Source organism: Bradyrhizobium sp. JR4.3 (genome assembly GCF_040547695.1).
GTDB lineage: Bacteria > Pseudomonadota > Alphaproteobacteria > Rhizobiales > Xanthobacteraceae > Bradyrhizobium > Bradyrhizobium canariense.
Genome location: NZ_JBEPQF010000009.1, coordinates 50,785 through 77,384 on the forward strand (window position 1 = coordinate 50,785; position 26,600 = coordinate 77,384).

At 62.8% G+C, this 26,600-nt stretch carries 27 protein-coding genes and 1 tRNA gene; 19 read left to right on the top strand and 9 right to left on the bottom strand.

Features of this window, described 5'->3' with window-relative positions; translation table 11 throughout:
* Positions 1 to 36: 36 nt before the first annotated feature.
* The 3 genes from ABIB91_RS16615 (at position 37) to nrdR (ending at position 2,327) form a co-directional block, all read left to right on the top strand.
* Entirely contained in the window at positions 37 to 258 is a 222-nt protein-coding gene (locus ABIB91_RS16615; RefSeq protein WP_007603423.1) for a hypothetical protein, read from the top strand.
* Between the two features lie 258 nt (positions 259 to 516).
* Positions 517 to 1,815 (top strand): serine hydroxymethyltransferase, encoded by a 1,299-nt coding sequence (glyA, locus tag ABIB91_RS16620; protein ID WP_007603425.1) that lies wholly within the window; start codon positions 517 to 519, stop codon positions 1,813 to 1,815.
* A gap of 29 nt (positions 1,816 to 1,844) precedes the next feature.
* Positions 1,845 to 2,327 carry a transcriptional regulator NrdR gene (gene nrdR, locus ABIB91_RS16625; RefSeq protein WP_007603426.1) on the top strand — a complete coding sequence of 161 codons (483 nt, stop codon included), beginning with the start codon at positions 1,845 to 1,847 and terminating at the stop codon, positions 2,325 to 2,327.
* Positions 2,328 to 2,509: 182 nt separating this feature from the next.
* Here nrdR and ABIB91_RS16630 read toward each other — a convergent pair whose 3' ends face one another.
* On the bottom strand, positions 2,510 to 2,779 hold the full coding sequence (locus tag ABIB91_RS16630) for a helix-turn-helix domain-containing protein (protein WP_354163981.1): 270 nt from the start codon (positions 2,777 to 2,779) through the stop codon (positions 2,510 to 2,512).
* Positions 2,780 to 2,808: 29 nt separating this feature from the next.
* Here ABIB91_RS16630 and ABIB91_RS16635 point away from each other — a divergent pair, with 29 nt between their 5' ends.
* On the top strand, positions 2,809 to 3,039 hold the full coding sequence (locus ABIB91_RS16635; RefSeq protein WP_354163983.1) for a helix-turn-helix domain-containing protein: 231 nt from the start codon (positions 2,809 to 2,811) through the stop codon (positions 3,037 to 3,039).
* Between the two features lie 340 nt (positions 3,040 to 3,379).
* On the opposite strand, the gene ABIB91_RS16640 is transcribed toward ABIB91_RS16635, so the two are convergent.
* Positions 3,380 to 4,423 carry a site-specific integrase gene (locus ABIB91_RS16640; RefSeq protein WP_354163985.1) on the bottom strand — a complete coding sequence of 348 codons (1,044 nt, stop codon included), beginning with the start codon at positions 4,421 to 4,423 and terminating at the stop codon, positions 3,380 to 3,382.
* A 584-nt stretch (positions 4,424 to 5,007) separates the two neighbouring features.
* Between ABIB91_RS16640 and ABIB91_RS16645 the strand changes: the two genes are divergently transcribed.
* The 7 genes from ABIB91_RS16645 (at position 5,008) to ABIB91_RS16675 (ending at position 12,666) form a co-directional block, all read left to right on the top strand.
* The gene (locus tag ABIB91_RS16645; RefSeq protein WP_354163987.1) at positions 5,008 to 5,832 is read left to right on the top strand and encodes a DUF3800 domain-containing protein; all 825 of its coding nucleotides are present in this window, start codon (positions 5,008 to 5,010) and stop codon (positions 5,830 to 5,832) included.
* Between the two features lie 386 nt (positions 5,833 to 6,218).
* Complete coding sequence (gene ribD / locus ABIB91_RS16650) at positions 6,219 to 7,367, top strand: bifunctional diaminohydroxyphosphoribosylaminopyrimidine deaminase/5-amino-6-(5-phosphoribosylamino)uracil reductase RibD (RefSeq protein ID WP_354163989.1); 1,149 nt, start codon at positions 6,219 to 6,221, stop codon at positions 7,365 to 7,367.
* Complete coding sequence (locus tag ABIB91_RS16655) at positions 7,367 to 7,993, top strand: riboflavin synthase (RefSeq protein ID WP_354163991.1); 627 nt, start codon at positions 7,367 to 7,369, stop codon at positions 7,991 to 7,993. The genes ribD and ABIB91_RS16655 overlap by 1 nt, the downstream gene beginning before the upstream one ends.
* Before the next feature lie 151 nt (positions 7,994 to 8,144).
* The gene (gene ribH / locus ABIB91_RS16660; RefSeq protein WP_219685266.1) at positions 8,145 to 8,636 is read left to right on the top strand and encodes a 6,7-dimethyl-8-ribityllumazine synthase; all 492 of its coding nucleotides are present in this window, start codon (positions 8,145 to 8,147) and stop codon (positions 8,634 to 8,636) included.
* Between the two features lie 2 nt (positions 8,637 to 8,638).
* A complete protein-coding gene (gene nusB / locus ABIB91_RS16665; RefSeq protein WP_007603430.1) occupies positions 8,639 to 9,136 on the top strand; it encodes a transcription antitermination factor NusB in 498 nt (165 codons plus the stop codon).
* Between the two features lie 176 nt (positions 9,137 to 9,312).
* The gene (thiL, locus tag ABIB91_RS16670; RefSeq protein WP_354163994.1) at positions 9,313 to 10,311 is read left to right on the top strand and encodes a thiamine-phosphate kinase; all 999 of its coding nucleotides are present in this window, start codon (positions 9,313 to 9,315) and stop codon (positions 10,309 to 10,311) included.
* A gap of 234 nt (positions 10,312 to 10,545) precedes the next feature.
* A complete protein-coding gene (locus ABIB91_RS16675; RefSeq protein ID WP_354163996.1) occupies positions 10,546 to 12,666 on the top strand; it encodes a sodium-translocating pyrophosphatase in 2,121 nt (706 codons plus the stop codon).
* 272 nt (positions 12,667 to 12,938) lie between these two features.
* Here the strand turns inward: ABIB91_RS16675 and ABIB91_RS16680 are convergent, their stop codons facing one another.
* Positions 12,939 to 13,940 (bottom strand): Bug family tripartite tricarboxylate transporter substrate binding protein, encoded by a 1,002-nt coding sequence (locus tag ABIB91_RS16680; RefSeq protein ID WP_354163998.1) that lies wholly within the window; start codon positions 13,938 to 13,940, stop codon positions 12,939 to 12,941.
* 86 nt (positions 13,941 to 14,026) lie between these two features.
* A complete protein-coding gene (locus ABIB91_RS16685) occupies positions 14,027 to 14,512 on the bottom strand; it encodes an outer membrane protein assembly factor BamE (RefSeq protein WP_354164000.1) in 486 nt (161 codons plus the stop codon).
* Between the two features lie 98 nt (positions 14,513 to 14,610).
* On the opposite strand from ABIB91_RS16685, the gene ABIB91_RS16690 reads away from it, so the two are divergent.
* The 7 genes from ABIB91_RS16690 (at position 14,611) to ABIB91_RS16720 (ending at position 19,329) form a co-directional block, all read left to right on the top strand.
* On the top strand, positions 14,611 to 15,162 hold the full coding sequence (locus tag ABIB91_RS16690) for a ubiquinol-cytochrome C chaperone family protein (RefSeq protein ID WP_007603440.1): 552 nt from the start codon (positions 14,611 to 14,613) through the stop codon (positions 15,160 to 15,162).
* A complete protein-coding gene (locus ABIB91_RS16695; protein ID WP_007603442.1) occupies positions 15,159 to 15,722 on the top strand; it encodes a YceD family protein in 564 nt (187 codons plus the stop codon). The genes ABIB91_RS16690 and ABIB91_RS16695 overlap by 4 nt, the downstream gene beginning before the upstream one ends.
* A 298-nt stretch (positions 15,723 to 16,020) precedes the next feature.
* Positions 16,021 to 17,082, top strand: a complete 1,062-nt coding sequence (gene plsX, locus ABIB91_RS16700; protein ID WP_354164003.1) for a phosphate acyltransferase PlsX — start codon at positions 16,021 to 16,023, stop codon at positions 17,080 to 17,082.
* Entirely contained in the window at positions 17,079 to 18,059 is a 981-nt protein-coding gene (locus ABIB91_RS16705; protein WP_354164005.1) for a beta-ketoacyl-ACP synthase III, read from the top strand. The genes plsX and ABIB91_RS16705 overlap by 4 nt, the downstream gene beginning before the upstream one ends.
* A gap of 133 nt (positions 18,060 to 18,192) precedes the next feature.
* A complete protein-coding gene (locus tag ABIB91_RS16710) occupies positions 18,193 to 18,534 on the top strand; it encodes an integration host factor subunit alpha (protein ID WP_018456841.1) in 342 nt (113 codons plus the stop codon).
* A 27-nt stretch (positions 18,535 to 18,561) separates the two neighbouring features.
* Entirely contained in the window at positions 18,562 to 19,140 is a 579-nt protein-coding gene (locus ABIB91_RS16715; RefSeq protein WP_219685258.1) for a MerR family transcriptional regulator, read from the top strand.
* 111 nt (positions 19,141 to 19,251) lie between these two features.
* Positions 19,252 to 19,329 (top strand) — tRNA-Pro (locus ABIB91_RS16720).
* A gap of 546 nt (positions 19,330 to 19,875) precedes the next feature.
* Here ABIB91_RS16720 and ABIB91_RS16725 read toward each other — a convergent pair.
* From ABIB91_RS16725 to ABIB91_RS16745, 5 genes are read right to left on the bottom strand one after another with little or no spacing between them, the layout of a single operon-like run.
* Positions 19,876 to 20,304: a cupin domain-containing protein gene (locus ABIB91_RS16725; RefSeq protein WP_354164008.1), complete on the bottom strand. Its 429-nt coding sequence runs from the start codon at positions 20,302 to 20,304 to the stop codon at positions 19,876 to 19,878.
* Between the two features lie 26 nt (positions 20,305 to 20,330).
* Positions 20,331 to 21,707: an NAD-dependent succinate-semialdehyde dehydrogenase gene (locus ABIB91_RS16730; RefSeq protein ID WP_354164010.1), complete on the bottom strand. Its 1,377-nt coding sequence runs from the start codon at positions 21,705 to 21,707 to the stop codon at positions 20,331 to 20,333.
* 26 nt (positions 21,708 to 21,733) lie between these two features.
* Positions 21,734 to 22,819, bottom strand: a complete 1,086-nt coding sequence (locus ABIB91_RS16735) for an isocitrate/isopropylmalate dehydrogenase family protein (RefSeq protein ID WP_354164012.1) — start codon at positions 22,817 to 22,819, stop codon at positions 21,734 to 21,736.
* Between the two features lie 24 nt (positions 22,820 to 22,843).
* Positions 22,844 to 24,199, bottom strand: a complete 1,356-nt coding sequence (locus tag ABIB91_RS16740) for a 2-hydroxycarboxylate transporter family protein (RefSeq protein WP_354164014.1) — start codon at positions 24,197 to 24,199, stop codon at positions 22,844 to 22,846.
* A gap of 12 nt (positions 24,200 to 24,211) precedes the next feature.
* Complete coding sequence (locus ABIB91_RS16745) at positions 24,212 to 25,210, bottom strand: amidohydrolase family protein (protein WP_354164016.1); 999 nt, start codon at positions 25,208 to 25,210, stop codon at positions 24,212 to 24,214.
* A 195-nt stretch (positions 25,211 to 25,405) separates the two neighbouring features.
* Between ABIB91_RS16745 and ABIB91_RS16750 the strand changes: the two genes are divergently transcribed.
* Positions 25,406 to 26,335, top strand: coding sequence for a GntR family transcriptional regulator (locus ABIB91_RS16750; RefSeq protein WP_354164018.1), 930 nt, complete (start codon positions 25,406 to 25,408; stop codon positions 26,333 to 26,335).
* Positions 26,336 to 26,600: the final 265 nt, after the last annotated feature.

Below are 26,600 nucleotides of genomic sequence, written 5' to 3' on the forward strand. Positions count from 1 at the left end.
CTCAACTCCCAAACGCGGCAAGAACCAGAGGGTGCCATGGAAGCTGCCATCGACCGGATCATGCATACCTACGATTTGCTCGCCAACCGCACGTCTGCGGCGAGCGCGGAGGCGCGGGAAAAGGTGACGAACTACCTCAACACGTTGATGGAAGCCGGCGAGAAGGACACCCACAGGTTGACGGTTTGCGGCCTCACCTATCTGCGGCAGCTCGACGGCAGCGTGGACCCCGTGAAGGCGGGGTATACCGGGCTTTAGAGCTCGGCCGGCCAGTCAGACGGTCGCACCGCGCGGCGTTTCGAGCCCAAAGCGGGCCTTTCAGGACATGGACGACCGGATGCCGCCCGGTCGTCCAAATCCTCCAATCCCACCATATCTTGCATAAATCACAGGTCCGACCCGCAAACCCTTGGCCTGTTGCGGGCAATGTGGTAGATCGCGCACGCCGCTTCCGATCGCCACACCAGACCCGCCCGTAGCCCGCCAAAAGGCTGCGGCGGTGGAGATATTCGCAAGATGACCTTCGCCAAAACCGCCTCCGCGCCCGATTCGTTTTTCACCGCCTCGCTCGAGCAGGCTGACCCGGAAATCGCAGCCGCCATCAAGGGCGAGCTCGGCCGCCAGCGTCACGAGGTCGAGCTGATCGCCTCCGAGAACATCGTCAGCCGTGCCGTGCTGGAAGCGCAGGGTTCGGTGATGACCAACAAATATGCGGAAGGCTATCCGGGCGCGCGTTACTACGGCGGTTGTGAGTGGGTCGACGTCGCCGAGAACCTTGCGATCGATCGCGCCAAGAAGCTGTTCGGCGCCAACTTTGCCAACGTGCAGCCGAACTCCGGCAGCCAGATGAACCAGGCGGTGTTTCTGGCGCTGCTCCAGCCCGGCGACACCTTCATGGGCCTCGATCTTGCGGCCGGCGGCCATCTCACCCACGGCTCCCCCGTCAACATGAGTGGCAAGTGGTTCAAGGCCGCGCACTACACCGTGCGCCGCGAGGACCAGATCATCGACATGGACGCGGTCGCCAAGCAGGCGGAGGAGGTCAAGCCGAAGCTGATCGTGGCCGGCGGCTCGGCTTATTCGCGCGCCTGGGACTTCAAGCGCTTCCGCGAGATCGCGGACAGCGTCGGCGCGTACCTGCTGGTCGACATGGCGCACTTCGCTGGTCTCGTCGCCGGCGGCGTGCATGCTTCGCCCGTGCCTCACGCGCACATCACCACCACCACGACCCACAAATCGCTGCGCGGTCCGCGCGGCGGCCTGATGCTGTGGAATGACGAGGCGCTGACCAAGAAATTCAACTCGGCGATCTTCCCGGGCCTGCAGGGCGGCCCCCTGATGCATGTGATCGCGGCGAAGGCAGTCGCCTTTGCCGAGGCGCTGCGGCCGGACTTCAAGGTCTATGCCAAGAACGTCGTCGAGAACGCCAAGGCGCTGGCCGAAGCGATGAAGAGCCACGGGTTCGACATTGTCTCAGGCGGCACCGATAACCATCTGATGCTCGTCGACCTCAGGCCGAAGGGCCTGAAGGGCAACGCCTCGGAGAAGGCGCTGGTTCGCGCCGCCATCACCTGCAACAAGAACGGCATTCCTTTCGACCCCGAGTCGCCGTTTGTCACCTCCGGTATTCGTCTGGGGACGCCAGCGGCGACCACCCGCGGTTTCGGCGTCGCTGAATTCCAGCAGGTCGCCAGCATGATCGCCGAAGTCCTCAACGCGATCGCGCAATCTTCCGACGGCAAGGCGCCGCTGGTGGAAGCCGCGATCAAGGAACGGGTCAAGGCGCTCACCGACCGTTTCCCGATCTATCAGTAAGGCTCAAGAAAACCGGTCAAGGTCAACGGATGCGCTGCCCGAACTGCAACAGTCTCGATACGCAGGTGAAGGACTCGCGTCCGACCGAGGACTCTTCCGTGATCCGCAGGCGGCGCGTGTGCGTCGCCTGCAATTTCCGCTTCACCACCTTCGAGCGCGTGCAGCTGCGCGAGCTCACGGTGATCAAGCGCAACGGCCGCCGCGTTCCGTTCGACCGCGACAAGCTGATGCGCTCGGTGTCGATCAGCTTGCGCAAGCGGCAGGTCGAGCCGGAAAGGGTGGAGAAGATGGTCTCCACCATCGTGCGCGAGCTCGAGACCGGGGGCGAAGCCGAAATCTCCTCCGAAGTGATCGGCGAGACCGTGATGGAGCATCTGCGCACGCTCGACGACGTCGCCTATGTCCGCTTCGCCTCGGTCTACCGCAATTTCCGCGAAGCCAAGGATTTCGCCGACGTGCTCGGTGAGCTCTCCGGTGAGGAGGAAGCGCGGCTCGCCGCGATCCGCAAATGATCTTCCGCATTCTGAAGAATCATTTGTTGCTATAAGCTATTGTTTTAATTTAGTTTTTTGAGGTGGCCAAAATGAGTGGCCCCCACGGTGGCCCCCAAAGGAGCCGGATAAAAGCGGAGAGTTTCGGACAAAAACAAACCGCCCTGAGGGGCGGCTTTTTCGTTGGCGCTCGTGCGGGCCGATCACTTGCCGGACTTCCACGGCTTCAGCTCGCGGTCGTTCATGACGTCGATGCTGTCGAGGTCGATCAGCGTTTTGCGCCCGCGCTTGTAAGCGATGATCGCGTTGGCGTTGATCTTCTCATAGAGCGTGGTGTGGCCCATCTTGGCGTAGGCACATGCCTCCTTGACCGTCGCCAACCGACGCGGCTGGCTGAAAACGGCCTTCTTCTGACCGCCGTACTTTTTCTGTTTGTCACGGCGCGCCATCTTGAATACTATAGTCTGTAGCACTTTAGTCTTCAAGTTCAGATGATGGCGGGGTGGCCAGCCCCAACATCACGTTAGGAAAAATCATCTCCGGTCTAAGGCAGTCAGCTGGACTGTCCCAAGAGGAGCTTGCGGAACGCGCAGGCATCCATAGGACCTATGTGAGCCAGATAGAACGCGGTCTGAAATCTCCGACGATCGTTATGCTTTTGAAGCTGTCGAAAGCGCTGGAGACACCCCCCAGCAAGATTATGCGTCAATTGGAAGAGCAAGTAGTTGGGTAACCCCGTGTCCCATACAGCGAAAGCCGAACGGCGCAGGACGAGAGAAAGCTGAGTATCGATTTAAGATCGACGCCTATGGACGGTCATCCGGCCGTGGCTCGCTCGCGGGATTCCTTGCATTTTCCCAAGGATTTACCTATAGTATCGGCGTGACGCCGCACCAGTGGTCAGACCGGTGCAGCGCCACGCCTACACTATGGTGGTTGCATAACAACCTCCTTATCGGGGCTTACCGTGACCGCCCCGTTTCGCGCCGCATAGCTACTCGGGGTTCCCACCCTTTCGCTTCCCCTCTGCACCAGTGCCACGGCCTCATGCAGACGGATTGGTACCGGCGGGCTCAGCCCGCCGTTTTCTTTTCCCACGGTAAGACGAGGGCTTCTTGGGACGGCCTCGTTTCAGCGCGGATGTTGTCCGCGTTGCGAATGTTGTCCGGTAGGCCAGCCTTATTGGCTACGAGCCGCCATTTGCGCCGAAACTCATTTGGCGAATAGGGACGGTCGTTGGCCTCGCAGATGATCATCGGACCCGATGTCGGTACGGCCGGAAGCTTTTCGAGTTCTTCCAGCACCATCGGCAACCTGGTTATGTCTACTTCATGCGGAATCTTCCGCTTGACCTTGTCTACCGTGGTGAAGCGCAAAATCAGCTTGTCATCCACGTCGGTCCAACGCAGCCCGCGAACCCACTTCTCGTTGCCCCAAACAATCGTTGAGGGCATCGGATCTGAAAGCGGAATCCACTCGCCGATTACATCGACCTGACGCAGCCTCAGTTCAAACTGGAGAGCCTGCGCTAGTGCGATCGAAGGCCACCCAATGTCATGGGCCTTCCGGCGTAAAGCCGTCGCGTACTCGGCCGTCATCGGCACCTGACGCCCCGCCGCTGCGGGGAAGCGTAGCGTACGCATGATATGGGCGAACGGGATGCAGCGGGTGTCACCCAAGATAGTTGCGCCGAAGCCGGACAGAAGCCGCAGCTTAGCTGCCAGAGCATGACCCATGGCAATCTTACCGCCATCAGCCCACTGGTTGTATAGGCCCATGATGCGATCGGCCGTAAGGCTCTCGATGGCATAGTTCCCGAAGTCAGCCACGATCTTGTTCAGATTGCCGTCGTAGCCGTTCCGGACCCTATGCTTGAGCTGGAAATAGGGTGAGCGCTGATCAGTCCGATAGCACTGCACAAGCCCTGCAAGAGTCCCATCAAAGGACTGCGGGCGTATCGTAGGTGCAGACATAGCCGCTGTTAGCTGCGCCGAAGGGCCGGGAAGTCCGAGTTCGCGGGCCAGCGCTTTGAACTGCACAATCTTCTCCAGCCGCGCCCGGAGGGCAGCTTCTTCCTCTTCGAGAGAGGCAAAGATGGGCAGAGATTCGCGTTCCATGGTTCCAGCTTATAGGCCGGCAACCATGGTCTGGTCAAGAGTGGGGACAAGAGCGCTGAGCCCATCCTTCGGGCCTTTGGTGTCAAGTATTATAATCGCCATTCGGATCATGAGGATGTTGCGACAAGCCGAAGTTACAGCACGCATGGCCCTTGCTGAATCGGACCCGGTTAAGGCCGAAGCCCTCCACGTCCTCGCTCTCAAGTACTTCGACAAAGCGGACAGGCTGCGGGCAGAGCAGAGAACGCCGTTACGCGACCCGAGTAGGCCACCGGACGAAATCCAGACGCAAGTGGCCCCCGCGCTGCCAACTGAGACCCCGCCAGATCGGCCCGGAAGTTTATGGTACCAAGGGGGTAAATAGAAGCGACATGGAACATTTGGCCCGCAAGCGAATTGTTCTAGCCTGTGGATATAGCTCGGAGAACATGGTATAAGTAATTGGAATTACTGTGCTTTATTCTCTTGTTGATTTGTTAGTTCGCGCTAGTTATATAGGTCTCGGCCACGGTTCAACGTGATCGTGTCCAGTTCCGGAGCCCGCGCATTCAGTTGCGCGGGCTTCCGCGTATCTGGGGCAGGGAATGTATATCGCCTTTCTCGACGAGTTTGGCCACATTGGTCCGTTTGTTGGCCGCTCCGACAGGAAATACAACCAAAGTCCAGTGTTCGGGCTTGCTGGCTTTTTGTTGCCCCACGGGAACGTGCGATCATTCGCGACTTGGTTTCTCCAATACAAAAATCAACTATTGGATGCGGACCTAGAGGCGAGCGGTAATCATCCTGCGACATGGGAAAAAAAGGGCACAGAACTCTTCACCACCAGAAACATACGGCAATACAAGGCCCTCAAGTCGGCAGGTTCTCGAATCGTCAATCAGATCTACAAGCGCGACGGGCGTCTTTTTTATTACGGTCGGCACAAATACCAGACACCGGACAAATCAAAAGCCAGTGGCCTCTATTCGACCGTCTTGGCTCATTCGGTTCGCAATATTGATCGTTTTTGCGAGCAGCAAAACGAGCAATTTATGATGATCTTGGATCAACATTCGGATCGCATTAAACTGCTCGAAACAGCAGCCAAAACCATGTTCGGAAGCGATCCCGCTAGAAACTTAATCGAACCGCCGTTTCAAGTGGAAAGCCACCTCTACCAAACCATTCAAGCGGCGGACTGGTTAGCTACTTGGATTGGTCGGCTGATGGCGCACAGGGTCTTACCCAGTCAGTATGGCGATTGGCACTGGGCCGAAACTCACATTGGCACCAAGGTCGATGCGTACTCAACGCACAGCAGCCTTTGGAAACCGCGACCGCTGCCGCAACAAACCGTGGTGGTAACGACCGCAACGGTCGCCGTCGTGAAAACGACCAAAACGCTCACCTGGGGGAAGCCAAGAAAGTAAGTTGGCCTACTTTGAAATCCCGAGTGGCCTATTTCGGCCAGTACCCCCATTTGCTCTTTCACCAAGTGGGGCGCTCTGCTGGCTTAATCCCTGCCAATATCGTTTCGTCCGCGTTTATAGGACTATGGCTTGCCGGAAACGTAGACAAGCCAAGGCCGATTGCCGATTTTATTGCCGCTAACTTAGAAGGCTAACGATGTTGCAGAGCGAAGGCCAAGATCGGACGACCCGGAGCAATCGAAAGCCTGCATTGACAGGGCTAAGGAGATCGGCGCGGACGAAGATATTGGTGGCAACGACCAACCAACGTCCGAAGCGTCCTAAGCAGAAACACAATTCCACCTCTTATAAGATGCAAAATTGGGGCCGATGAAGTGGTCTTCCGAATGATCGAAAGCATCCTGGAGGATCAATTCGCGCAGAAGGCGCGCGAGTCCAGGGATGCCGACCGGCGCTTCATGGAGCTTGCGCTGGCGCTCGGCAGGCGCGGGCAGGGACGTACCTGGCCCAATCCCGCCGTCGGCGCCGTCATCGTCAAGGACGGCGTGATCGTCGGCCGCGGCTGGACCCAACCGGGGGGACGACCGCATGGTGAGCCTGAAGCGCTGCGGCGCGCGGGCGAGGGCGCGCGCGGCGCCACGCTCTACGTCACGCTGGAGCCGTGCTCGCATTTCGGCAAGTCGCCACCGTGCGCCGACGCCGTGATCGCCGCCGGCATCAAGCGGGTGGTGGCCGCGATCGAGGATCCCAATCCGGAAGTCGCGGGTCAGGGCCATGCACGCCTGCGTGCCGCCGGCATCACGGTGGATGTGGGTCTGTGCGCGCGCGAAGCCGCCTTCGATCATGCCGGGCATTTCCGTCGCATCAGGGATCACCGCCCGCATGTGATCCTGAAGCTCGCGGTCTCGCCCGACGGCAAGATCGGCGCGGCCGGCGGCAAGCCGGTCGCGATCACCGGCGAGGCGGCGCGCAACCGGGTGCATCTCCTGCGCGCCTCGAGCGACGCCATCCTGGTCGGCATCGGCACGGTGCTGGCGGACGATCCGCTACTCGACTGCCGCCTGCCGGGCATGGCAGCGCGCTCACCGGTGCGCGTGGTGCTCGATCAGAGCCTGCGCATTCCCGGCGCAAGCAAGCTCGTGGGCTCCGCGCGCGAGATTCCGCTGTGGGTGGTGGGTTCTGAACTGGCGGAGGCCGCGGCCGCCACGCGGCTCGGTGCTGCCGGCGCCCAGGTGATCCGCGTGCCGCCCGGCAACGCCTCGGGACTCGATCTTGCGGCGGTGCTGCATGCATTGGCCGGGAAGGGCATCACGCGGCTGATGGTCGAGGGCGGCAGCCGCGTCGCGGCGTCCTTTATCGCCGCCGACCTCGTTGACGAGATCTGGCTGTTCCGCGGCGCGGAGGCGGTGGGCGCCGACGGGGTGGATGCGCTCGCTGCATTGCCCCTGTCGAAAATCACGCAGTCGCAGGCCTACAAGGTTCATGCTAGCGAGACCTTCGACAAGGATACTCTCACCATCTACGAGCGCGCGTAATGTTCACCGGCATTGTCACCGATATCGGCGAGATCGTCGGCTTTACGCCGACTGCGCAGGGCCAGTTGCACCGGCTGCGCATCGCCTGCCGCTACGACCAGACCACCATTGCGGACGGCGCCTCGATCGCCTGCAACGGCGTCTGCCTGACGGTGGTTGCGTCCGGCGTCGAAGGCGGCAAAGACTCTGCCCAAAGGACCTGGTTCGACGTCGATGCCGCGGCCGAGACGCTGGCGCTAACGACCGCCAAGCACTGGAGGGTCGGCACCAGGCTTAATCTCGAGCGTGCGCTCAAGATCGGCGACGAGCTTGGCGGGCATATCGTCGCCGGCCACGCCGATGGCATCGCGACCCTCGTGAGCCGCGAGGACCTGCCCGACATGGCGCGGTTCGAGCTCTCCACGACGCGGGAGCTGGCGCGGTTCATCGCGACCAAGGGCTCGATCACGCTCGACGGCGTGTCGCTGACGGTTAATACGGTGAAGGACGTGACCTTTTCGGTGCTGATCATCCCGCACACCCTGACAGTCACGACGATCGGCGGCTGGAAGGCGGGGGACGAGGTTAATATCGAGGTCGATCTGATGGCGCGCTACGCGGCGCGACTGACCGAAACGACTGCGTAGCCGTCATTCCGGGATGGTCCGCAGGACCAGACCCGGAATCTCGAGATTCCGGGTTCGATGCTTCGCATCGCGCCGGAATGACAGTTTAAAACTTGGCTTGCCGGCTTGCGGCGACTACAAAACGGCCGACCCAAAATAGACGGATTGAGCAATGGCAGACGCGCGGCGCGCACCCCTGAAGGACCAGACCGACATCTCCGGCGCGCGCGCGCTGATTGTCGAGGCGCGGTTCTACGACGATCTCCAGGACGCGATGCTGGAAGGCGCGGTGGCCGAGCTGAAGGCGGCCGGTCTGACCCACGACGTCATCACGGTTCCCGGCGCACTGGAGATTCCTGCGGCGATCGCCATCGCGATCGATTCCGCGGCCGCCAATGGCAAGCCCTATGACGCCGCGATCGCGCTCGGCTGCGTGATCCGTGGCGACACCATCCATTTCGAGATCGTCTCGCAGGAATCCTCGCGCGCGCTGATGGACCTGGCGGTGGCGCGCAAGCTGCCGCTCGGCAACGGCATCCTCACCGTCAACACCGAGGCGCAGGCCTGGGCGCGGGCGCGCGCCAGCGAGCTGAACAAGGGCGGCGACGCCGCGCGGGCCGCGATTGCGATGCTGCGCATAAAGCGCCGGCTGGCGCGGGCTTGATCATGGCCGATAACAACAAGAAGCCGCCGGTTGGCACGGAGAAGAAGGCGAACCGGCGCGGTGCGGCGCGGCTCGCAGCCGTGCAGGCGCTGTACCAGATGGATATCGGCGGTGCCGGCATCAACGACATTTTTGCGGAGTTCGAGAGCCACTGGCTCGGCAACGAGGTCGAGGGCGACACATATCTCCCGGCGGAAGCGGCGTTCTTCCGCGACGTCGTCTCCGGCGTCGTGCGCGACCAGAAGAAGCTCGATCCGCTGATCGACGAGGCGCTGTCGAAGGGGTGGCCGTTGAAGCGTATCGAAGCGATCCTGCGCGCGGTACTGCGGGCAGGGGCCTACGAATTGGAACACCGCAAGGACGTGCCGGGCCGCGTCGTCGTCTCCGAATATGTCGACGTCGCCAATGCCTTCGTCGACCGCGAGGAGACCGGCATGGTCAACGCGGTGCTCGACCAGATCGGCCGCCAGTTTCGCGGTGACGAGTTCGGGCGGGGGTAGATTGAGGCGCAGGGCGGTGATTTGATGCGATGTGGCTGCCCCGTATTCCGCTGTCATCACCCGCGAAGGCGGGTGCTCCAGTACGCCGCGGCGGTGGTGCTTGAGCAGAGGCGGCTCGGCGTACTGGATCGCCCGGTCAAGCCGGGCGATGACAGCGATGTATGTGGCGGACGCTAATGACCAGCCCGCACAATCCCTCCGCCGAAGACTCCCTCATCGCGCGCTATTTCAAGCCGCTGGCGACTGATCCCGGCGCGTTGGGGCTGGTGGACGATGCCGCCATCCTGCAGGCGCTCGGCAGCGACATCGTCGTCACCACCGACGCGGTGGTCGAGGGCGTGCATTATCTTGCCACCGATCCGCCCGATACCATCGCCCGCAAGGCGCTGCGGGTGAACCTGTCCGATCTCGCTGCCAAGGGGGCCGCGCCGGCCGGCTTCGTGCTGACACTGGCGCTGCGCAGCAGGGAAGACGCCTGGCTCAGGCCGTTCGCGGACGCGCTCGGCGAGGATGCGAAAGCCTTCGCCTGTCCGCTGCTCGGCGGCGACACGGTGTCGACGCCGGGGCCGCAGATGATCTCGATCACCGCCTTTGGCCGCGTGCCGCAGGGGCGGATGGTCGGCCGCACCGGCGCCCAACCGGGCGACCGTATTCTGGTGACGGGAACGATCGGCGACGCCGCGCTTGGCCTCGATGTGCTCAAGGGCGGCGCGGTGGCGAATGCGCTGGCCTCCGATTCGCACGCGCGCGAGACTCTGATCTCGCGCTATCGCGTGCCGCAGCCCCGCAATGCTCTCGCGCAAGGCGTGCGTGAGCATGCGACGGCTGCGATGGATGTCTCCGACGGCCTTGCCGGAGATCTGACCAAGCTCTGTGCGGCGTCAGGCATCTCGGCCACGATCGACGTGACGAGCGTGCCGCTCTCGGCCGCTGCCGCCGGCCTGATCGCACGCAACGTCGTTTCCGTTGAGACGCTGCTGGCCGGGGGGGACGATTACGAGGTGCTGTGTACCGTTCCGGCGGCGCAAGGCGACGCGCTGATTGCCTTGGGGCGGGCGGCAGGCCTTGCCGTCACGGCGATCGGCACGATCGTCGCGGGCCATGAGCGGCCGCGCTTCCTGGACGGGCAGGGCCAGGAGCTGGTCTTGAAGCGGCTGTCCTACAGCCACTTCTAGGAAATGCTCCAAACCGGCGTCCGGGCTGCCAAGACCGGCTAAATACCTGCCGAGATCGGCTTTTCGGCCTTATCTGGCGTTGCACCCTCAATTTGATTTTGGCAAGGTCGTGACCGACTAAGGCCGCGCCTTCGGGCAAGGGGCGGCCTTTTTCAAATCAAGGCGCCGCACCGCACGACGGAAAACAAAAGGCGCCGGGGGTACGTTCATCAAGGATCTGAGGCAAAAAATCACATGACAGCATTATGGTTGATTGTGCTCTGCGGAGTGCTTTCCGTCGTCTACGCGATCTGGGCGACGTCTTCGGTGTTGAGCGCGGATGCGGGGTCTCCGCGCATGCAGGAAATCGCGGCAGCGGTGCGCGAAGGCGCACAGGCCTACCTGCGGCGTCAATACACCACGATCGGAATGGTCGGCATCGTCATCTTCGTGCTGCTTGCCTATTTCCTGGGGCTCTATGTCGCGATCGGTTTTGCCATCGGCGCGATCCTGTCGGGGGCGGCCGGGTTCATCGGCATGAACGTCTCGGTCCGCGCCAATGTGCGCACCGCCCAGGCGGCGACGACGTCGCTCGCGGGTGGTCTCGAGCTTGCCTTCAAGGCGGGCGCCATCACCGGCATGCTGGTGGCGGGTCTCGCGCTGCTCGGCGTGACCCTCTATTTCGGCTTCCTGGTCCATTCGCTGAAGCTTGCGCCTGACAGCCGCGTCGTCATCGACGCCATGGTGGCGCTCGGCTTCGGCGCCTCGCTGATCTCGATCTTCGCCCGTCTCGGCGGCGGCATCTTCACCAAGGGTGCGGACGTCGGCGGCGACCTCGTCGGCAAGGTCGAGGCCGGCATTCCCGAGGACGATCCGCGCAACCCGGCCACCATCGCCGACAACGTCGGCGACAATGTCGGCGACTGCGCCGGCATGGCCGCCGACCTGTTCGAAACCTATGCGGTGACCGCGGTCGCCACCATGGTCCTGGCGGCGATCTTCTTCGCCAAGACGCCGATCCTCGCCGACATGATGACGTTGCCGCTCGCCATCGGCGGCATCTGCATCATCACCTCGATTATCGGCACCTTCTTCGTGAAGCTCGGGCCGAGCCAGTCGATCATGGGCGCGCTTTACAAGGGTCTGATCGCAACCGGCGTCCTGTCGCTGGTCGGCATCGCCGGCGTGATCTATTACCTGATCGGCTTCGGCAAGCTCGCCGGCGTCGACTATACCGGCATGGCGCTGTTCGAGTGCGGCGTGGTCGGCCTCGCCGTCACCGCGCTGATCATCTGGATCACCGAATACTACACCGGCACCGACTATCGTCCCGTGAAGTCGATCGCCCAGGCCTCGGTGACCGGCCACGGCACCAACGTGATCCAGGGCCTCGCCATCTCGATGGAGTCGACCGCGCTGCCCGCGCTCGTCATCATCGCCGGCATCCTGGTCACCCACAGCCTCGCCGGCCTGTTCGGCATCGCGATCGCGACCGCCACGATGCTGGCCCTCGCCGGCATGGTCGTCGCGCTCGACGCGTTCGGTCCGGTCACCGACAACGCCGGCGGTATTGCCGAGATGGCGGGCCTGCCGAAGGAGGTTCGCAAGTCGACCGACGCGCTCGATGCGGTCGGCAACACCACCAAGGCGGTGACCAAGGGTTACGCGATCGGCTCCGCCGGTCTCGGCGCGCTGGTGCTGTTCGCGGCCTACAACGAGGATCTCAAGTTCTTCATTGCGGACTCCGCGCACCACGCCTACTTCGCCGGCGTCAAACCGGACTTCTCGCTCAACAACCCCTACGTCGTGGTGGGCCTGTTGTTCGGCGGTCTCTTGCCGTATCTGTTCGGCGCGATGGGCATGACGGCCGTGGGCCGCGCGGCGAGCGCGATCGTCGAGGAGGTCCGCCGACAATTCCGCGAGAAGCCGGGCATCATGCAAGGCACCGACAAGCCGGATTACGGCAAGGCGGTCGACCTTTTGACCAAGGCGGCGATCAAGGAAATGATCATCCCCTCGCTGCTTCCGGTGCTGTCACCGATCTTCGTCTACTTCGTGATCTATGCGATCGCGGGGGGCGGGGCGGCCGGCAAGTCGGCGGCGTTCTCGGCCGTGGGCGCGATGCTGCTCGGCGTGATCGTGACGGGCCTGTTCGTCGCGATCTCCATGACCTCGGGCGGCGGCGCCTGGGACAACGCCAAGAAGTACATCGAGGACGGTCATTTCGGCGGCAAGGGCAGTGACGCCCACAAGGCGGCCGTGACCGGCGACACCGTCGGCGATCCCTACAAGGACACGGCCGGACCGGCGGTGAACCCGATGATCAAGATCACGAACATCGTTGCCTTGCTGCTGCTGGCGGTGCTCGCGCACTGAACCAGAGGCAGCTTTCCTGCGACAAACCCGCGGTGCAAGCCGCGGGTTTTTTGTTATCCGCTTTGCGGAGACCGTCGCCATGAAGTTCGAGACGACCAGATGTATCCGGTGCGGCTGCGACATGTTGGCGGCCGACAGTGTCTGTCCAGCTTGCGGCAAGGCGCAAAGAGGCTCCCGGCAATCCGGGCCTCGCACAATGTTGGCAGTCGCGCTGGCGGCGGCCGTGCTCCTCGCCTTCAACTGGTTCAAATCCCCTGCGCCACAAGCAGGGCCTACTGCACGTCCATCTGCAGGCCTTCCTTCTGGATGATGCCGGCGAACTTCTTCGTCTCGGCGTCCACGAAGGCGGCAAATTGGTCGGGCGTGCCGTAATCGGCGCGGGCGCCCATGGCGGCGATGTTCTTCTTGATGTCGTCGCGTTCGAGCATCGCCTTTACTTGCAGGTTGAGCGCTTCGAGAACGGCGGGCTGCACGCCCTTCGGCAGGAACACGGAGAACCACGACGACACGTCGAACGCCGCAAGCTCTGGCGCGCTCTCGCGCATGGTCGGCAGGTTCGGCGCGAGATCGCTGCGCTCGGTCGTGGTGACGCAGAGGCCGGTGAGGGTGCCGTTCTGCACCTGCGGCAGGCTCGGATAGAGATTGTCGAACAGGATCTGGATGTCGCCGGCGAGCGCCGCCTGGAGCGCGGGACCGGCGCCGCGGAACGGGATGTGCGTCATCTTCAGGCCGGTGAGCTGCAGGAACCAGGCGCCGGTGAGATGAGGGCTCTGGCCGACGCCGGAGGAGGCGTAGCTGAGCTTGTCCGGATTGGCCTTGAGATAGGCGACCAGCTCGGCGATCGACTTGATGCCGGTCTTGGGATGCGCCGAGACGATGTTCGGGATCCGGATCATGTTGGAGACCGGCTGGAGCTGGTCCGGCTTGTAAGTGAGGTTCTTGAAGATGCTGTAGGCGATCGCGTTCGGGCCGGGATTGCCGATCAGGATGGTGTGGCCGTCCGGCTTGGCGCGGACCACCTCGGCCGTGCCGATCGTCCCGCCGCCGCCGGAGCGGTTTTCCACCACGGCCGATTGGCCCCAGGCGGTCTGCAGATGCGCCGCCAGAAGCCGACCCATCACGTCGGTCGAACCGCCGGCGGCAGCCGGCACGACGAGGCGGACGTTTTCGGTGGGCTTCCAGTCCGCCAGGCTCGATCGCGGCAGGATTGCTGCGGCCGAGATGGCGGCAGCACCGGTGAGCACGCGACGGCGGGACAGCAATTGATTGGGCACGAATCCACTCCCTGGGTCTTGTTTTGCGGGGAGCGTATGGAACCGGACGCGCAACGGCAAGCCGCACGAGGCCGCAGGCTGAAGGCTCAGTTAAAGCTGAGCAGTTTGAAGATCGGCGTAAGGTAGCTCATCTCCTGGCCCGACGTCGGTGTGGTCCGGCTGATGAAGTCGAAGATCTTGCCGTCCTGCAGGCCGTAATTCGCAAGCCGGCGCACGCGCCGGTTCTTGTCGAAATACACGGCGATGACGCGCTGGTCGACGACCCTTTGGTTCATGAAGGCGACCATGCGCTCGGAGCGCTGCGAGATGTAATAGAACACCTCGCCGTCGAGGGTTGCGACGGTGGAGGGCGTACCCATCACGATCAGCACCTGGTCCTGGCTCGCGCCGATCGGGATCTGCTCCAGCGCGTTGGGCGGGAGGATGTAACCCTTCTGGAACTGCTCGCCGGTGCAGCCCGCAAGCGCAGCGCCAACCAAGGCCACGGCCGCGAACAGGCGCAAGCCGCGCCAACATGCTTGAAGGCCGCGCGGCTGGTCAGCACGCAGGCTGGTCTGGTTCGTTATCGTCATAGCGGAACTGATTCCGTCCCCTTGCGTCGCGCGAGGCGCTGAAGTACCGGGCGGAGGCTCTGAATGCAACACGCGCGCGCCCGCTTGCGGAAACCACAATGCTTTGGCCGTTCAATCACTTCAGGAAACCCCGCCTAGCCTCGCCGGGCACCATTGAAGCCATCTATGGCATGATCGTGACGCAGGCGCGAGAACCCATATTTTACCGAGACTTGGGCGTGCCGGATAGCGTTAACGGGCGTTTCGATCTGTTGCTGCTGCACCTCTGGCTGCTGCTGCGCCGTCTGCGCACGGTTCAGGGCGCCACCGAGCTGTCGCAGGCGCTGTTCGACCGCTTCTGCGAGGACATGGACGACAATCTGCGCGAGATGGGGATAGGCGACCAGACCGTGCCGAAGCGGATGCGGGCCTTCGGCGAGGCATTTTATGGCCGGGTCCAGGCCTACGATCAGGCCATGGAAAGCGGCGGCGAGGCGCTGGCATCGGCGATCTGCAAGAATATCTTGAATGGGGCCGGCATGGACCAGGCGCAGCGGCTCGCGGCCTATGCCAGGGCTGCCGAGGCCGAGCTCGGCCGGACCGGCGAGGCCGCACTGCTGGGTGCGTCCTTCAAGTTTCCTCCAGCGCTTCCTGAGGATGTCACGCCATGACCCGACCGATACCAGCATCCGGGCCCGATCCCTGGCGGGTGCCCGTCATCGTTGCCCAGATCCCGGATACCGGCCTGCATCGCAAGCTCGAGGCCTCGGCCGCCGAGCGGCAGGCCATGGCCGAGACGGCAGGCTTGCGCGAGGTTGTCTCGGTCCAGGCCGACTTCGATGTCGTGCCGAAAAGCGGCAACCGGATCCAGGTTACGGGCCACGTTCGTGCTCGGATCGGCCAGACCTGTGTGGTCACGCTTGACCCGATGGAGAGCGAGATCGACGAGGAGGTGGACCTGATATTTGCCCCCGAGGCCGAGGTCCGCCGCCTGGCCGACCTGATGGAGGAGGGGCAGGACGATCAGGAGCAGGTCGCCGACCCCCCGGAGGCGATCGTCAATGGCATCATCGACCTCGGCCGGCTCGCCACCGACGCCCTGTTTCTGGCGGTCGATCCCTATCCGCGGAAACCGGGGGTGGTGTTTGAGCCCGAGGTCATCGCCCCCGATCCGGAGGACCATCCCTTTGCGGTCCTGAAGGCACTCCAGGACAAGAAGAAAGACCAATAGGTGCCGTCTCCCCCAGAGGACCGCTTTGCTACGGGGCGCGAGGTGTTTGCGATCGTGGTTTGAAAGGTCGAATTATCTGTTTGATTTTGATGTGTTTCTTGTGAATTAGTCCGTCCGCAGCCCGATGCTCCCGGATGCAAAAGGCTGGGGGCAAGAGGTTGTTTCGGGATAACAAAACGCTATTGTCGCGCCCCGGTCCGGGTGCGGCGTGGCGCTTGACCGACCGCCATGTTCGTGGCGGACCCATTTGCGGCCCCGCTCGTTCAAGACCGCACCAGACCAGGTTTCCAGGACTTTTATGCCAAGCAAGGTTCGCATCGCGCTTGACGCCATGGGGGGCGACGCCGGCGCAGCCGTGGTCATCCCAGGCGCCGCCATCTCGCTTGATAGGCATCGCGAGATCGAATTCCTGCTGATCGGGGACCGCGCCAAGATCGAGCCCGAGCTCGACCGCCACCCCGCCCTGAAGGCCGCCTCGAAGATCATTCACACCGATGTCGCGGTCAGCGGCGAGGAAAAGCCGAGCCAGGCGCTGCGGCGCGGCCGCCGGACCTCCTCCATGTGGCTTGCCATCGATGCGGTGAAAAAGGGCGAGGCGGATGTTGCGGTCTCCGCCGGGAATACCGGCGCTTTGATGGCGATGTCGCGCTTCCACCTGCGCACGCTGCCGGGCGTCGACCGTCCGGCCATCGCCGGCATGTGGCCGACCAGGCGCGGCGATTCCGTGGTCCTCGACCTCGGCGCCAGCATCGGCGGCGATACCCACCATCTGGTGTCGCTCGCCATCATGGGCGCAGCGATGGCCAGCGTGTTGTTCAACAAGAAGCGTCCCACGGTCGGCCTGCTCAATATCGGGGTGGAGGAGATCAAAGGGCACGAGGAGATCCGCGAGGCCGGCGAAATCCTGCGCGCCAGGAACCTGCCCGAGCTCGACTATCTCGGCTTCGTCGAGGGCGACGGCATCGGCAAGGGGGTGGCTGACGTCATCGTCACCGAGGGCTACAGCGGCAACATCGCGCTGAAGGCCGCGGAGGGAACCGCGCGGCAGATGGCGGAATTGCTCCGGGACGAGATGAAGCGCAGCTGGCTGTCAAAGCTCGGCTATCTCTTTGCGCGGAACGCCTTCCAGGCCCTGCGAAACAAGATGGATCCGAACAAATCCAACGGCGGCGTGTTGCTGGGATTGAACGGGATCGTGGTCAAGAGCCATGGCGGAATCGCCGCCGAAGGCTTTGCCTATGCGATTGATGTTGGCTATGAGATGGTCAAATTCGATCTCCTCAACAAGATCAATCAGATGCTCAACCGCGAAGGTGGTGCACTCAATTCCGTGCAGGCCGCGCAGGAGGCTGTTTCGTGACTCAAATTCGTTCGGTCGTGCTGGGCTGCGGCTCTTATTTGCCGGAGCAGGTGGTGACCAACGCCCAATTGGCGGCGCGCATCGACACGTCCGACGAGTGGATCGTGCAGCGCACCGGCATTCGCGAGCGGCATATCGCGGCCGAGGGCGAGTTCACCTCGCATCTGGCGCTGAAGGCGGCGCAGGCCGCGCTCGCCGATGCCGGCCTGGACGCGCAGTCGATCGACCTGATCGTGCTCGCGACCTCGACGCCTGACAACACTTTTCCCGCGACCGCGGTCGCGGTGCAGCACGGGCTCGGCATCAATCACGGCGCGGCCTTCGACCTCCAGGCGGTGTGCTCGGGCTTCGTGTTCGCGCTCGCCACCGCCGATAATTTCCTGCGCACGGGCGCCTTCAAGCGCGCGCTGGTGATCGGAGCGGAAACCTTCTCGCGCATCCTCGACTGGACCGATCGCGGTACCTGCGTGCTGTTCGGCGACGGCGCCGGCGCGGTAGTGCTGGAGGCGCAGGAGCAGCCGGGCAATGCCGCCACCGACCGCGGGATCGTGACGACGCATCTGCGCTCCGACGGTCGCCACAAGGCCAAGCTGTTCGTCGACGGCGGCCCGTCCTCGACCCAGACTGTCGGCCATCTGCGCATGGAGGGCCGCGAGGTCTTCAAGCACGCGGTGGGCATGATCACCGACGTGATCGTCGACGCCTTCGAGGCGACCGGGCTCAATGCCGACAGCATCGACTGGTTCGTGCCGCACCAGGCCAACAAGCGAATCATCGACGCGTCCGCGCACAAGCTTCATATCGCGCCGGAGAAGGTGGTGCTGACGGTGGACCTTCACGGCAACACCTCGGCGGCTTCGATCCCGCTGGCGCTGTCGGTGGCGCGCAAGGACGGCCGCATCAAGCGCGGCGACCTGGTTCTGCTCGAAGCCATGGGCGGCGGCTTCACCTGGGGCTCCGCGCTGGTGCGCTGGTAAGCCACAGTCGATAAAATTTTGCCCGAATCAGATCGGATTATCGATGCGCCTGCATTGATGAGGGCTGTTGACCGCCGTATCGTAAGCTCATAATTTCAGACAACAATTGTTCGCCGTGATGTGGGGCAGGGCGATGACCGATCAAAGTAAAACCGTAACGCGTGTCGATCTGTGCGAAGCCGTCTACCAGAAGGTAGGGCTGTCGCGCACGGAATCGTCCGCCTTCGTGGAACTCGTGCTGAAGGAGATCACCGATTGCCTTGAGAAAGGCGAGACGGTGAAGCTGTCCTCGTTCGGCTCCTTCATGGTCCGCAAGAAGGGTCAGCGCATCGGTCGCAACCCCAAGACCGGCACCGAGGTGCCGATCTCGCCCCGCCGGGTCATGGTGTTCAAGCCGTCGGCGATCCTGAAGCAGCGGATCAACGCCCAGCACCGCACCAATGGCGACGCCAGCAAGGCGCAACCCGAGGCGTAATCCGCCTTCCGGATAAGGATTTGGCATTTGGACAAGGCGCCGGATGCGTTCCGAACCATCAGCGAAGTAGCGCAGGAACTCGACATTCCGCAGCACGTGCTGCGGTTCTGGGAGACGCGTTTCTCCCAGATCAAGCCGATGAAGCGCAGCGGCGGCCGCCGCTATTACCGCCCTGACGACGTCGACCTGCTCAAGGGCATCCGCCGTCTGCTCTACGGGGAGGGCTACACCATCCGCGGGGTGCAGCGGATCCTGAAAGAACACGGCGTCAAATCGGTGCAGGGCCTCGCCGACGGCGCGGCCGCGGTCTCGTTCGGCGCCATCGAAGACGCCGTCGGCGCGAGCCTGATGGAGCCCGAGGAGGAGACCGGCGTCCGCGGCGCCCGCGACAGCGACGATGACGACTACCAGGGCGAGGAGGAGGAGGGCATCGACTTCCGCTTCTCCGAGACCGACGACGAGGAAATCCTCACCACCTTCCGCAAGGGCGGCACCCCCGCCGCGCCCGCCGGCCCCAGCGCGATCGACCGGGAGCGTCTCGGACGGGTGCTCGCCGAGCTCATTGCCTGCCGCGAGATGCTGGATCAGGCACTGAAGGACGCCTGAGGCCGGATCTCCCCGGCTTTGGGGCAGTTCCGGGGGCCTTTCGGCAGGGGCAGCAAAATGGTGTCACCTCGCCTTGCGCAAACCGGCGATCCTAGCTAATGGAACGACGTTCGGAGCGTGGCGCAGCCCGGTTAGCGCACTAGTCTGGGAGACTAGGGGTCGGAGGTTCAAATCCTCTCGCTCCGACCATTTTTCAAATCATCTGTCGGGCGGATTGACGGCGGCGTGCAGCCTGCTCCCGCCGCGATGCGCGTGCACCGATCTGGAGCGCGTGGCCGCTTCGGCCTCCGGCAAACCAAAATGCCGAAAACAACCCCATGCACAGTAGCGAAGTCATTGGCGCGATACCGTTTTTCCGAAGCGGTTTGACGCGTCGGGCAAAACAGGTGCATAATGTTATGGTGCCGGCTTGCGGTCGGAAGGATCTAGGCGGAAAGGCTCTGACCGACGAGACCGGGGAGGAGCTTGCGGGGCTTTCAGCAGCCAAGAGGAGACCGCCAGGCTGACCAGCGGGCTGCGAGGCGAGGGTCCTGCAGGCGAGATCTGGCAGGTTCATCCTTGGCAGATCACCGTGAGAGACAGCCCCTCGCTTCGTCGGTAGACCGGCGCAGCTCTGAATTCTACCGCGCAATGAGAGGGACTAACCGTTGGCCGATCAAAGAGCCATTCGGGCGGCTGCTTTGATCCGATTCAGAACTTGTCCGCGTGCGCATCTCCAGATGCCTTCTCGTGTATTCAGGTCACCACCTCAGCCTTGTGCTCGTCGTCGATGGAGCGGACATCTCCCGTCTCGATTAAAGTACGTGTCGCATCCACCGAAGCGTAGGTCCACAGGATCTTCATGCCCTCACTCAGCGAGACGTTGCGGAAGCGGTGCGGAATGTTGGCCGGAATGAACGTAACATCGCCAGCCTCGATAGGGTACTCGACCCCGTCGATCTCCGCGACCGCGGTTCCCTCGAGCAGCAGGACGCTCTCCTCGCAGTTGTGCTTGTGCATAGGGATCGCTGCGCCCGGTTCGAAGATCGTGATACCGTTAATGAAGCTACTCGAGCCGGTACGGCGAGTGACGAGCGGGATCGTCTTGGCGCCGCCGCCGCGCTGCCGTGCGGGGATTTCAGAGGGTCGCAGGACGGCAGGCTTTGCAGACGTCATTGTCATCATGTGTCCTTTCCAGGAGGGAGATTGCTTCAAGCCTTGGCGGGGCCGATCCAGAGAGTCTTGATGTTGGTAAATTCTTTGATGCCGTAGACACCGAGTTCGCGGCCGTACCCTGACTTCTTGATGCCGCCGAAAGGCAGTCGGGCATCAGACGCGACCATGCCATTGATGAAGACGGCACCTGCGTCGATGCTGCGAGCAAGCCTGCGGGCGCGTTCGAGATCGCCGGACCACAACGCGGCGCCGAGGCCGAATTCGGTTTGGTTCGCGACTGCGACCGCTTGTTGCGCGTCTTTGACCCGAGTGATTGCGGCAACCGGGCCGAAGGTCTCCTCGCAGAAGGCGACCATCTCGGTGCCGACATGGTCGATGACTGTGGGCTTATAGGTAAAGCCAGGCCCTTCGACGGGCCGACCGCCGAGCTTGAGAACGGCTCCGGCGGCGAGCGTCCGCTCAACCTGCCCATGCAATTCGTCTCGCAAGTTCGCCCGTGCCATCGGCCCGATCTGGGTGTCGCGGGCCATCGGGTCACCGATCTTGAGCCTCTGCGCCCCGTCGACGAAAGCAGCCACGAACCTGTCCGCGATGGCTTCTTCCACGATAAAGCGCTTGGCGTTGACGCAGCTCTGGCCGACATTGATGAACCGAGCCTTTACCCCGACGGTCGCGGCAGTCTCGACATCGGCATCGGCAAGCACGATGAACGGGTCCGAGCCGCCGAGCTCGAGGACCTGCTTTTTCAGCACCTGGCCGGCTTGGCTTGCGACGATGGAGCCGACCTGCGTCGAACCGGTGAGGGTCACCGCGGCAATTCGGTTATCCGCGATGAGGCTTGCGACCGCGGTCGCCTCGACCAGCAGTGCGCGAACCAAACCTTCCGGCGCGCCAGCTTTCCGAATGACCTCCTCGATGGCAAGCGCGCATTGCGGCACATTGTTGGCGTGCTTGAGAATGGCGCCGTTTCCGGCCGCCAAAGCCGGCGCGGCGAACCGGAAGAACTGCCAAAACGGGTAGTTCCAGGGCATGATCGCGAGCACGACGCCGAGCGGGTCAAAGACGACGGCGCTCTCGCTGGCATTCGAGGCGACCGGTTCGTCAGCCAGGAAGCGCGGCGCATGTTCCGCATAGTATTCGCACGTGACCGCGCACTTCTCGATCTCGGCCTCGGACTCGACGATGGGCTTCCCCATCTCGTGCGTGATCAGTTCAGCGAAGCCCACCTTGCCGGCTCGCAACACGCGAGCAGATCTGCGCAGGATTTCGACGCGTTCTTCGATAGGGACCCTGCGCCACCGGCGCTGCGCTGCCGCAGCGGCGGTCAACGCTCCATCGACCTGTTGCGGGGTGTGGGTTGCAAAGCGGGCAAGCTCCGTGCCGTCATATGGATTGCGTGAGACGATAGGCATCCGATGTCCTGGAAATGCTTGAGGGATCAGGCTGCGGCGTTGTTCGCCAGTACATTGGTCAGGGTTGCGATCACCGCGTCGGTGAACGCTCGTGTATCTAGTCCACCGCCGACGTCGCGGGTGCGGGTCGCTGGATTATCGAGAACCTGATCGACAGCTCGTTCGATGAGTTGCGCGGCTGAGAGTATCCGCGCGTTTCCGTCACGTTGGCCCCGCCACTGCAACAGCATCGCCGCGGACAGGATAAGCGAGGTCGGATTGGCGATACCTTGGCCCGCAATGTCGGGAGCGGAGCCATGCTGGGCTTGGGCAACGCAGATGCTGTCGCCAAGATTGATCGACCCTCCGAGTCCCAGGCTGCCGGACAGTTCGGACGCCTCATCGGACAGGATGTCGCCGAACATGTTGGTGGTGACGATGACGTCGAAGCGATCCGGTGTCCGGATCAGGAGCGCCGCGGTTGCATCGACGATGAGCTCCTCGAGCTCGACATCGGGGAAGTCGGTCGCAACGCGACGAACTTCGCGGAGGAACAGCCCGTCCGACATCTTGACCACATTGGCCTTGTGCACGGCAGTTACCTTCTTGCGGCGACCGCGTGCCAGCGCGAATGCCGTTCGGGCGACGCGCGCCGAGGCCTTGGCTGTGATCTTCCGGACCGACAACGCCATATCGGGATCGGGCATGAATTCGCCGGAGCCCGCGAACATGTTCCTATCGGAGTAGAAGCCTTCTGTGTTCTCACGGACGAGGATCAGGTCCATAGGTTTGCGCAGGATACTGAGACCTTTCCGCGAGCGGCACGGACGAATATTCGAATACAAGTCGAACTTCACTCGCAATTCGCCGGACTGGTTGATGCCGCCTTTGTCACGCGCCGGATAGTCGTAATGGGACACGGGGCCGAGAATGACGCCATCGGCTTGCGGTATCCTCGCCATCACGTGGTCCGGCAAAGTCGTCCCCTGCTCCTTGAGCGCGACGAGACCGATCTGATGCGTTTCGAACTCAAGGCCGAGCGAAAGAGCCTGGTCGGCGACATCAAGCACGCGCAGGGTCGCTTCGGTGATTTCGGGTCCGATTCCGTCGCCTGGGAGAACGATGATCTTCATGAATTTCCTGTCTTGACTTGAGGGCTAGCGGTTGAAATAGGCCATTGCGAGGAGCGCAAGGGTGACGGTGATGCCGCCGCCGATGCGCGTCGCGATCTGCGCGAACGGCATCAGCCGCATGCGGTTGCCGGCGGACAGAATGGCGATATCGCCGGCGCCGCCCATGCCGCTATGGGTTCCTGTGACGATCGCGCTTTCGATCGGGTAGAGGTTCACCAAACGCGCGGTAAGAAAGCCCGTGAGCACCATCGACGAGACGGTCGCCACGATCGTGATGAGATTGGCGGGCGCGAAGCCCGCGACCAGCTTGTCCCATGGAGTCAGCACCACGCCGAAAGCGAACAGCATGGGGTAGGCGACTGCAGTTAGGCAGAGCTTGTAGGCGGCATAGGAGCCGGCCTGGATGCGCGGTGTGACCCCATGAGCAAGCTTCAGGACAACGGCCATGAACAGCATCACAACCGGCGCGGGGAACCGCAGCAAATGGAAGGCGAGCACGCCGCAGAGATACAGCGTGACGGCAACCATCGCGGCAGCGGCGAGGTTCTGCATGCTTCCGTCGGTCTTGGTCGCCTCTACTTGGTCGGCAAGATCGGCATCACGGACCGGCTGCAGTTGTCCGTCGCCCGTCAAGCTGGGCCGCATCTTGCCGAGATGGTTGAGCGCTCCCGCCAGAATGATCGCGGTGAGATTGCCAACCAAAATCGGCGGCAGCACGCGCGCGAGGACCTCGCCCTGGGCGGTACCGGTGATCCCAGCATACCCGATCGAAAGAGGTATGGCCCCCTCGCCAACGCCGCCGCCCATGATGGGGACGACGATGAAGAAGAAGCTGTCGAAGGCTCCCAATCCAAGAAGGCTGCCGATGCCCGTGCCGACGGCTGCTGCGACGGCGCTGCCCGTGGCGAGGGGCACGAAGATCTTCGCAAAGCCCTTGATCAAGATCGTGCGATCCATGCTCAGGATGCTGCCGACGATCACGACGGCAATGAACAGGCTGAGCACATTGGTGGATCTGAAGAAGTCGCCGACGACCTTGATCGCAGCAGCCGGAATCCACCCCTTATAGGCAAGATAGGATGGGACAAAGGTCACCAGCACTGCGCCGCCGCCGATATGACGAATGAGGGGAAGGCGGTTTCCGATTCCACCTAAGGTGAAGGCAAAGGCGGCCATGATTCCGATCACCATCGCGATCTCGCCACCGAGGTGGCCGGTCGCGTTGAAGGTGACGAGCAATCCGACGAGGAGGACGTAGACAGGCACCGGGATGATGCCGATATCGGTATCCATCCAGGAGCGCCAGAACCGGCCGAAAGCCGTGGGTGCGCGATCCGGCTTCGTTTCATCCCCTGCAAGTGCCATCGCTTGGTCAGCCATCCGTCTCGCTCCTCAGAAGCCGTAGAGGCGGGTGGGATTGTCGACGAGAATTTTTCGCAGCACGGTCGCCTCGTCGGTCCATGACGCCAGTAGCGAGAGCAGGTGGGCATCGTCGACTTGCCGGAAAGGTTCGATCTCTCCCGACTTGCGCTCGCGTCGCTCCGCGCCACCCCCAGTGTGCGGCCAGTCCGAAGCCCATAGGAGGCGGTCCGGATTTGCCGCGATCAGAGCGCGTGCAAGGAGAGCGACGTCGTCATAGTCGGGAGCGCGCCGCGAGGCTCGATAGGCGGCGGACAGCTTGACCCACACTTTCCCGGTGTCGAGTAAGCGCAGCAACGCGGCGAACTCCGGCTGTTCGGGACCACGCGCCGCTTCGGCCCCGGCGAAATGATCGAGAATGACCGGAACGGGCGAGGCCGCAATGGTGTGGGAAAGGGACTCCATCAACGGCAGATCGACATAAATTTGGACAGCCAACCCGACGGCCTTAACGCGGGACATGGCGCTTGAAACGGCAACAATCGCGGCGGTAGCGCGGTCCTCACCCTTGACGTTGAGGTTCACTCTCACACCAACGACGCCGCTTTGTTTGAGGGTGCGCAGATCGGGATCCGTGGTGCGAGCCGGATCGATAACGGCGATGCCGCGGGCGACGTCAGGGCCGAGCACACGCAGTGCATTCAGCATGCAGCGATTGTCATCGCCATAGACGCTGGGTTGCACCAGAATCACACGGTCAATTCCGAGATTTCGTCTGAAGCTCTGAAGCTGCTCTACGGAAGCTGTTCCGGGCGTGTAGGCCCGCGGCTCCACGTAAGGAAAATGGTCGGGCTCGAAAAGGTGGACGTGGCAGTCGGTCGAGCCCGACGGTGGAAACGGGAGCTTTGGAGATGCACCGGTGGCCCGTGCCCGGGTCGTTATTGCCGAGCTCGCGGTGGACATCGCGAGTGCCGCAGCGACCTCGCCGAGCAGGTCTCTCCGGCTCCGCAACCGGTCGTCTTGCACTATCATGAGCGCCTCCCTGGACCCCTTCTTTCGAGGGATGGGTGGCTCGTACCCGGTTTTGTGGTATTTTGCAATAGCAAAATACCAATCGGGCGAGATCCGAGTTCGCGTTTCCGGTGCGGAAACGAGCGTTGCTGTTTAAATGCCCTCGTGGTGCTTGGCTCCGCGTTGCCGCTTTCGCTAAGGAAACGCCGACGCTCTATGGAATGGACCGAGATGCAGCCGACTCCGCTCATCAACGAGCTCGCAAAGCAGATTGCGGAGCATCTGCGCGCCGAGAATCCTTCCGCTGGGACTCGACTTGTCGAGCGCAAGCTTGCGGCGCAATTCCGCGTCTCGCGCTCCCCGATCCGCTCGGCGCTTCGCCTTCTGCACGCGCAGGGGGTACTCGGTGTTGCTGGAAGCGGTGGCTTCATCACCGTCGATGTTCGCAAGGCCCGTTGGCCTGACCACGCTGGTGCGGTCCCGAGAGATGAGGATTTGTATCTGCGCATGGCGCAGGACCGCCTTGAAGGTCTGCTGCCGGAACGTGTTACCGAGAACGAGCTGCAACGGCGCTACGAGCTAACGCGCGGTGAACTGGCCCGCTTGCTACGCCGCATTCTCAGCGAGGGCTGGATCGAACGGTTGCCTGGACACGGCTGGACCTTCCTTCCGATGCTCACCTCGATTGAGGCCTACAAGGACAGCTATCGATTCAGATTGGTCATCGAGCCGGCGGCCATTCTGGAGCCAGGGTTTGTGCTCGACAGGGCCTCATTGGAGGCGTGTCGCGACCAGCAGCAGCGGCTCGTAGACGGGGAGATATGGTCTGTGTCCAGCCCGGCGCTGTTCGACATGAACAGCAAGCTGCATGAGACGATCATTGATTGCAGCCGGAACTCGTTTTTCATTGACAGTCTCAAGCGCGTTGACCGGCTCCGCCGGCTGATGGAATACAGACAGTCTCTCGACCGCCGCTACGCCGCCGTTCGTTGTCGCGAGCATATCGCGCTGATCGATCTTCTGCTCGAGCAACGCCGCCAAGATGCGTCCGAATTCATGAGACGGCATCTCTCCTCGGTGAGCGTCGAGAAGATTGTGCTGAGAAGCGGAACGAACACTCAACGTACATCCTCGGCTGACGATTGACTCTTTGTCCTAACGTGAAAGTGCGCCAGAATGTTTCGCCCGGCTGACCTCCTGACGACCACCAAGGGCTTCCAACCGCAGCGCCTCGCCATTGCTTCGAGCATCTATGCGATCTGCGATCGATTCACGCTTGCAAGTAAACAGCTATAGGGCAGCTGGCTTCGGTCCGTTGCGCCTCAAGGGCTTTGGCGGCCTTCCGAACCGTGGCGCAGCCCGGCTCGCGACGGAACTGCCTGATTATGTCCGCACAGTTGTGATTGCAGCG

Bases quoted from the DNA above. Each gene is read 5' to 3' on its own strand.
- ABIB91_RS16615 (WP_007603423.1), top strand. From the start codon at position 37: ATGGAAGCTGCCATCGACCGGATCATGCATACCTACGATTTGCTCGCC.
- glyA (WP_007603425.1), top strand. From the start codon at position 517: ATGACCTTCGCCAAAACCGCCTCCGCGCCCGATTCGTTTTTCACCGCC.
- nrdR (WP_007603426.1), top strand. From the start codon at position 1,845: ATGCGCTGCCCGAACTGCAACAGTCTCGATACGCAGGTGAAGGACTCG.
- ABIB91_RS16640 (WP_354163985.1), bottom strand. From the start codon at position 4,423: ATGGAACGCGAATCTCTGCCCATCTTTGCCTCTCTCGAAGAGGAAGAA.
- ABIB91_RS16645 (WP_354163987.1), top strand. From the start codon at position 5,008: ATGTATATCGCCTTTCTCGACGAGTTTGGCCACATTGGTCCGTTTGTT.
- ribD (WP_354163989.1), top strand. From the start codon at position 6,219: ATGATCGAAAGCATCCTGGAGGATCAATTCGCGCAGAAGGCGCGCGAG.
- ABIB91_RS16655 (WP_354163991.1), top strand. From the start codon at position 7,367: ATGTTCACCGGCATTGTCACCGATATCGGCGAGATCGTCGGCTTTACG.
- ribH (WP_219685266.1), top strand. From the start codon at position 8,145: ATGGCAGACGCGCGGCGCGCACCCCTGAAGGACCAGACCGACATCTCC.
- nusB (WP_007603430.1), top strand. From the start codon at position 8,639: ATGGCCGATAACAACAAGAAGCCGCCGGTTGGCACGGAGAAGAAGGCG.
- thiL (WP_354163994.1), top strand. From the start codon at position 9,313: ATGACCAGCCCGCACAATCCCTCCGCCGAAGACTCCCTCATCGCGCGC.
- ABIB91_RS16675 (WP_354163996.1), top strand. From the start codon at position 10,546: ATGACAGCATTATGGTTGATTGTGCTCTGCGGAGTGCTTTCCGTCGTC.
- ABIB91_RS16685 (WP_354164000.1), bottom strand. From the start codon at position 14,512: ATGACGATAACGAACCAGACCAGCCTGCGTGCTGACCAGCCGCGCGGC.
- ABIB91_RS16690 (WP_007603440.1), top strand. From the start codon at position 14,611: ATGCTTTGGCCGTTCAATCACTTCAGGAAACCCCGCCTAGCCTCGCCG.
- ABIB91_RS16695 (WP_007603442.1), top strand. From the start codon at position 15,159: ATGACCCGACCGATACCAGCATCCGGGCCCGATCCCTGGCGGGTGCCC.
- plsX (WP_354164003.1), top strand. From the start codon at position 16,021: ATGCCAAGCAAGGTTCGCATCGCGCTTGACGCCATGGGGGGCGACGCC.
- ABIB91_RS16710 (WP_018456841.1), top strand. From the start codon at position 18,193: ATGACCGATCAAAGTAAAACCGTAACGCGTGTCGATCTGTGCGAAGCC.
- ABIB91_RS16725 (WP_354164008.1), bottom strand. From the start codon at position 20,304: ATGATGACAATGACGTCTGCAAAGCCTGCCGTCCTGCGACCCTCTGAA.
- ABIB91_RS16730 (WP_354164010.1), bottom strand. From the start codon at position 21,707: ATGCCTATCGTCTCACGCAATCCATATGACGGCACGGAGCTTGCCCGC.
- ABIB91_RS16735 (WP_354164012.1), bottom strand. From the start codon at position 22,819: ATGAAGATCATCGTTCTCCCAGGCGACGGAATCGGACCCGAAATCACC.
- ABIB91_RS16740 (WP_354164014.1), bottom strand. From the start codon at position 24,199: ATGGCTGACCAAGCGATGGCACTTGCAGGGGATGAAACGAAGCCGGAT.
- ABIB91_RS16745 (WP_354164016.1), bottom strand. From the start codon at position 25,210: ATGATAGTGCAAGACGACCGGTTGCGGAGCCGGAGAGACCTGCTCGGC.
- ABIB91_RS16750 (WP_354164018.1), top strand. From the start codon at position 25,406: ATGGAATGGACCGAGATGCAGCCGACTCCGCTCATCAACGAGCTCGCA.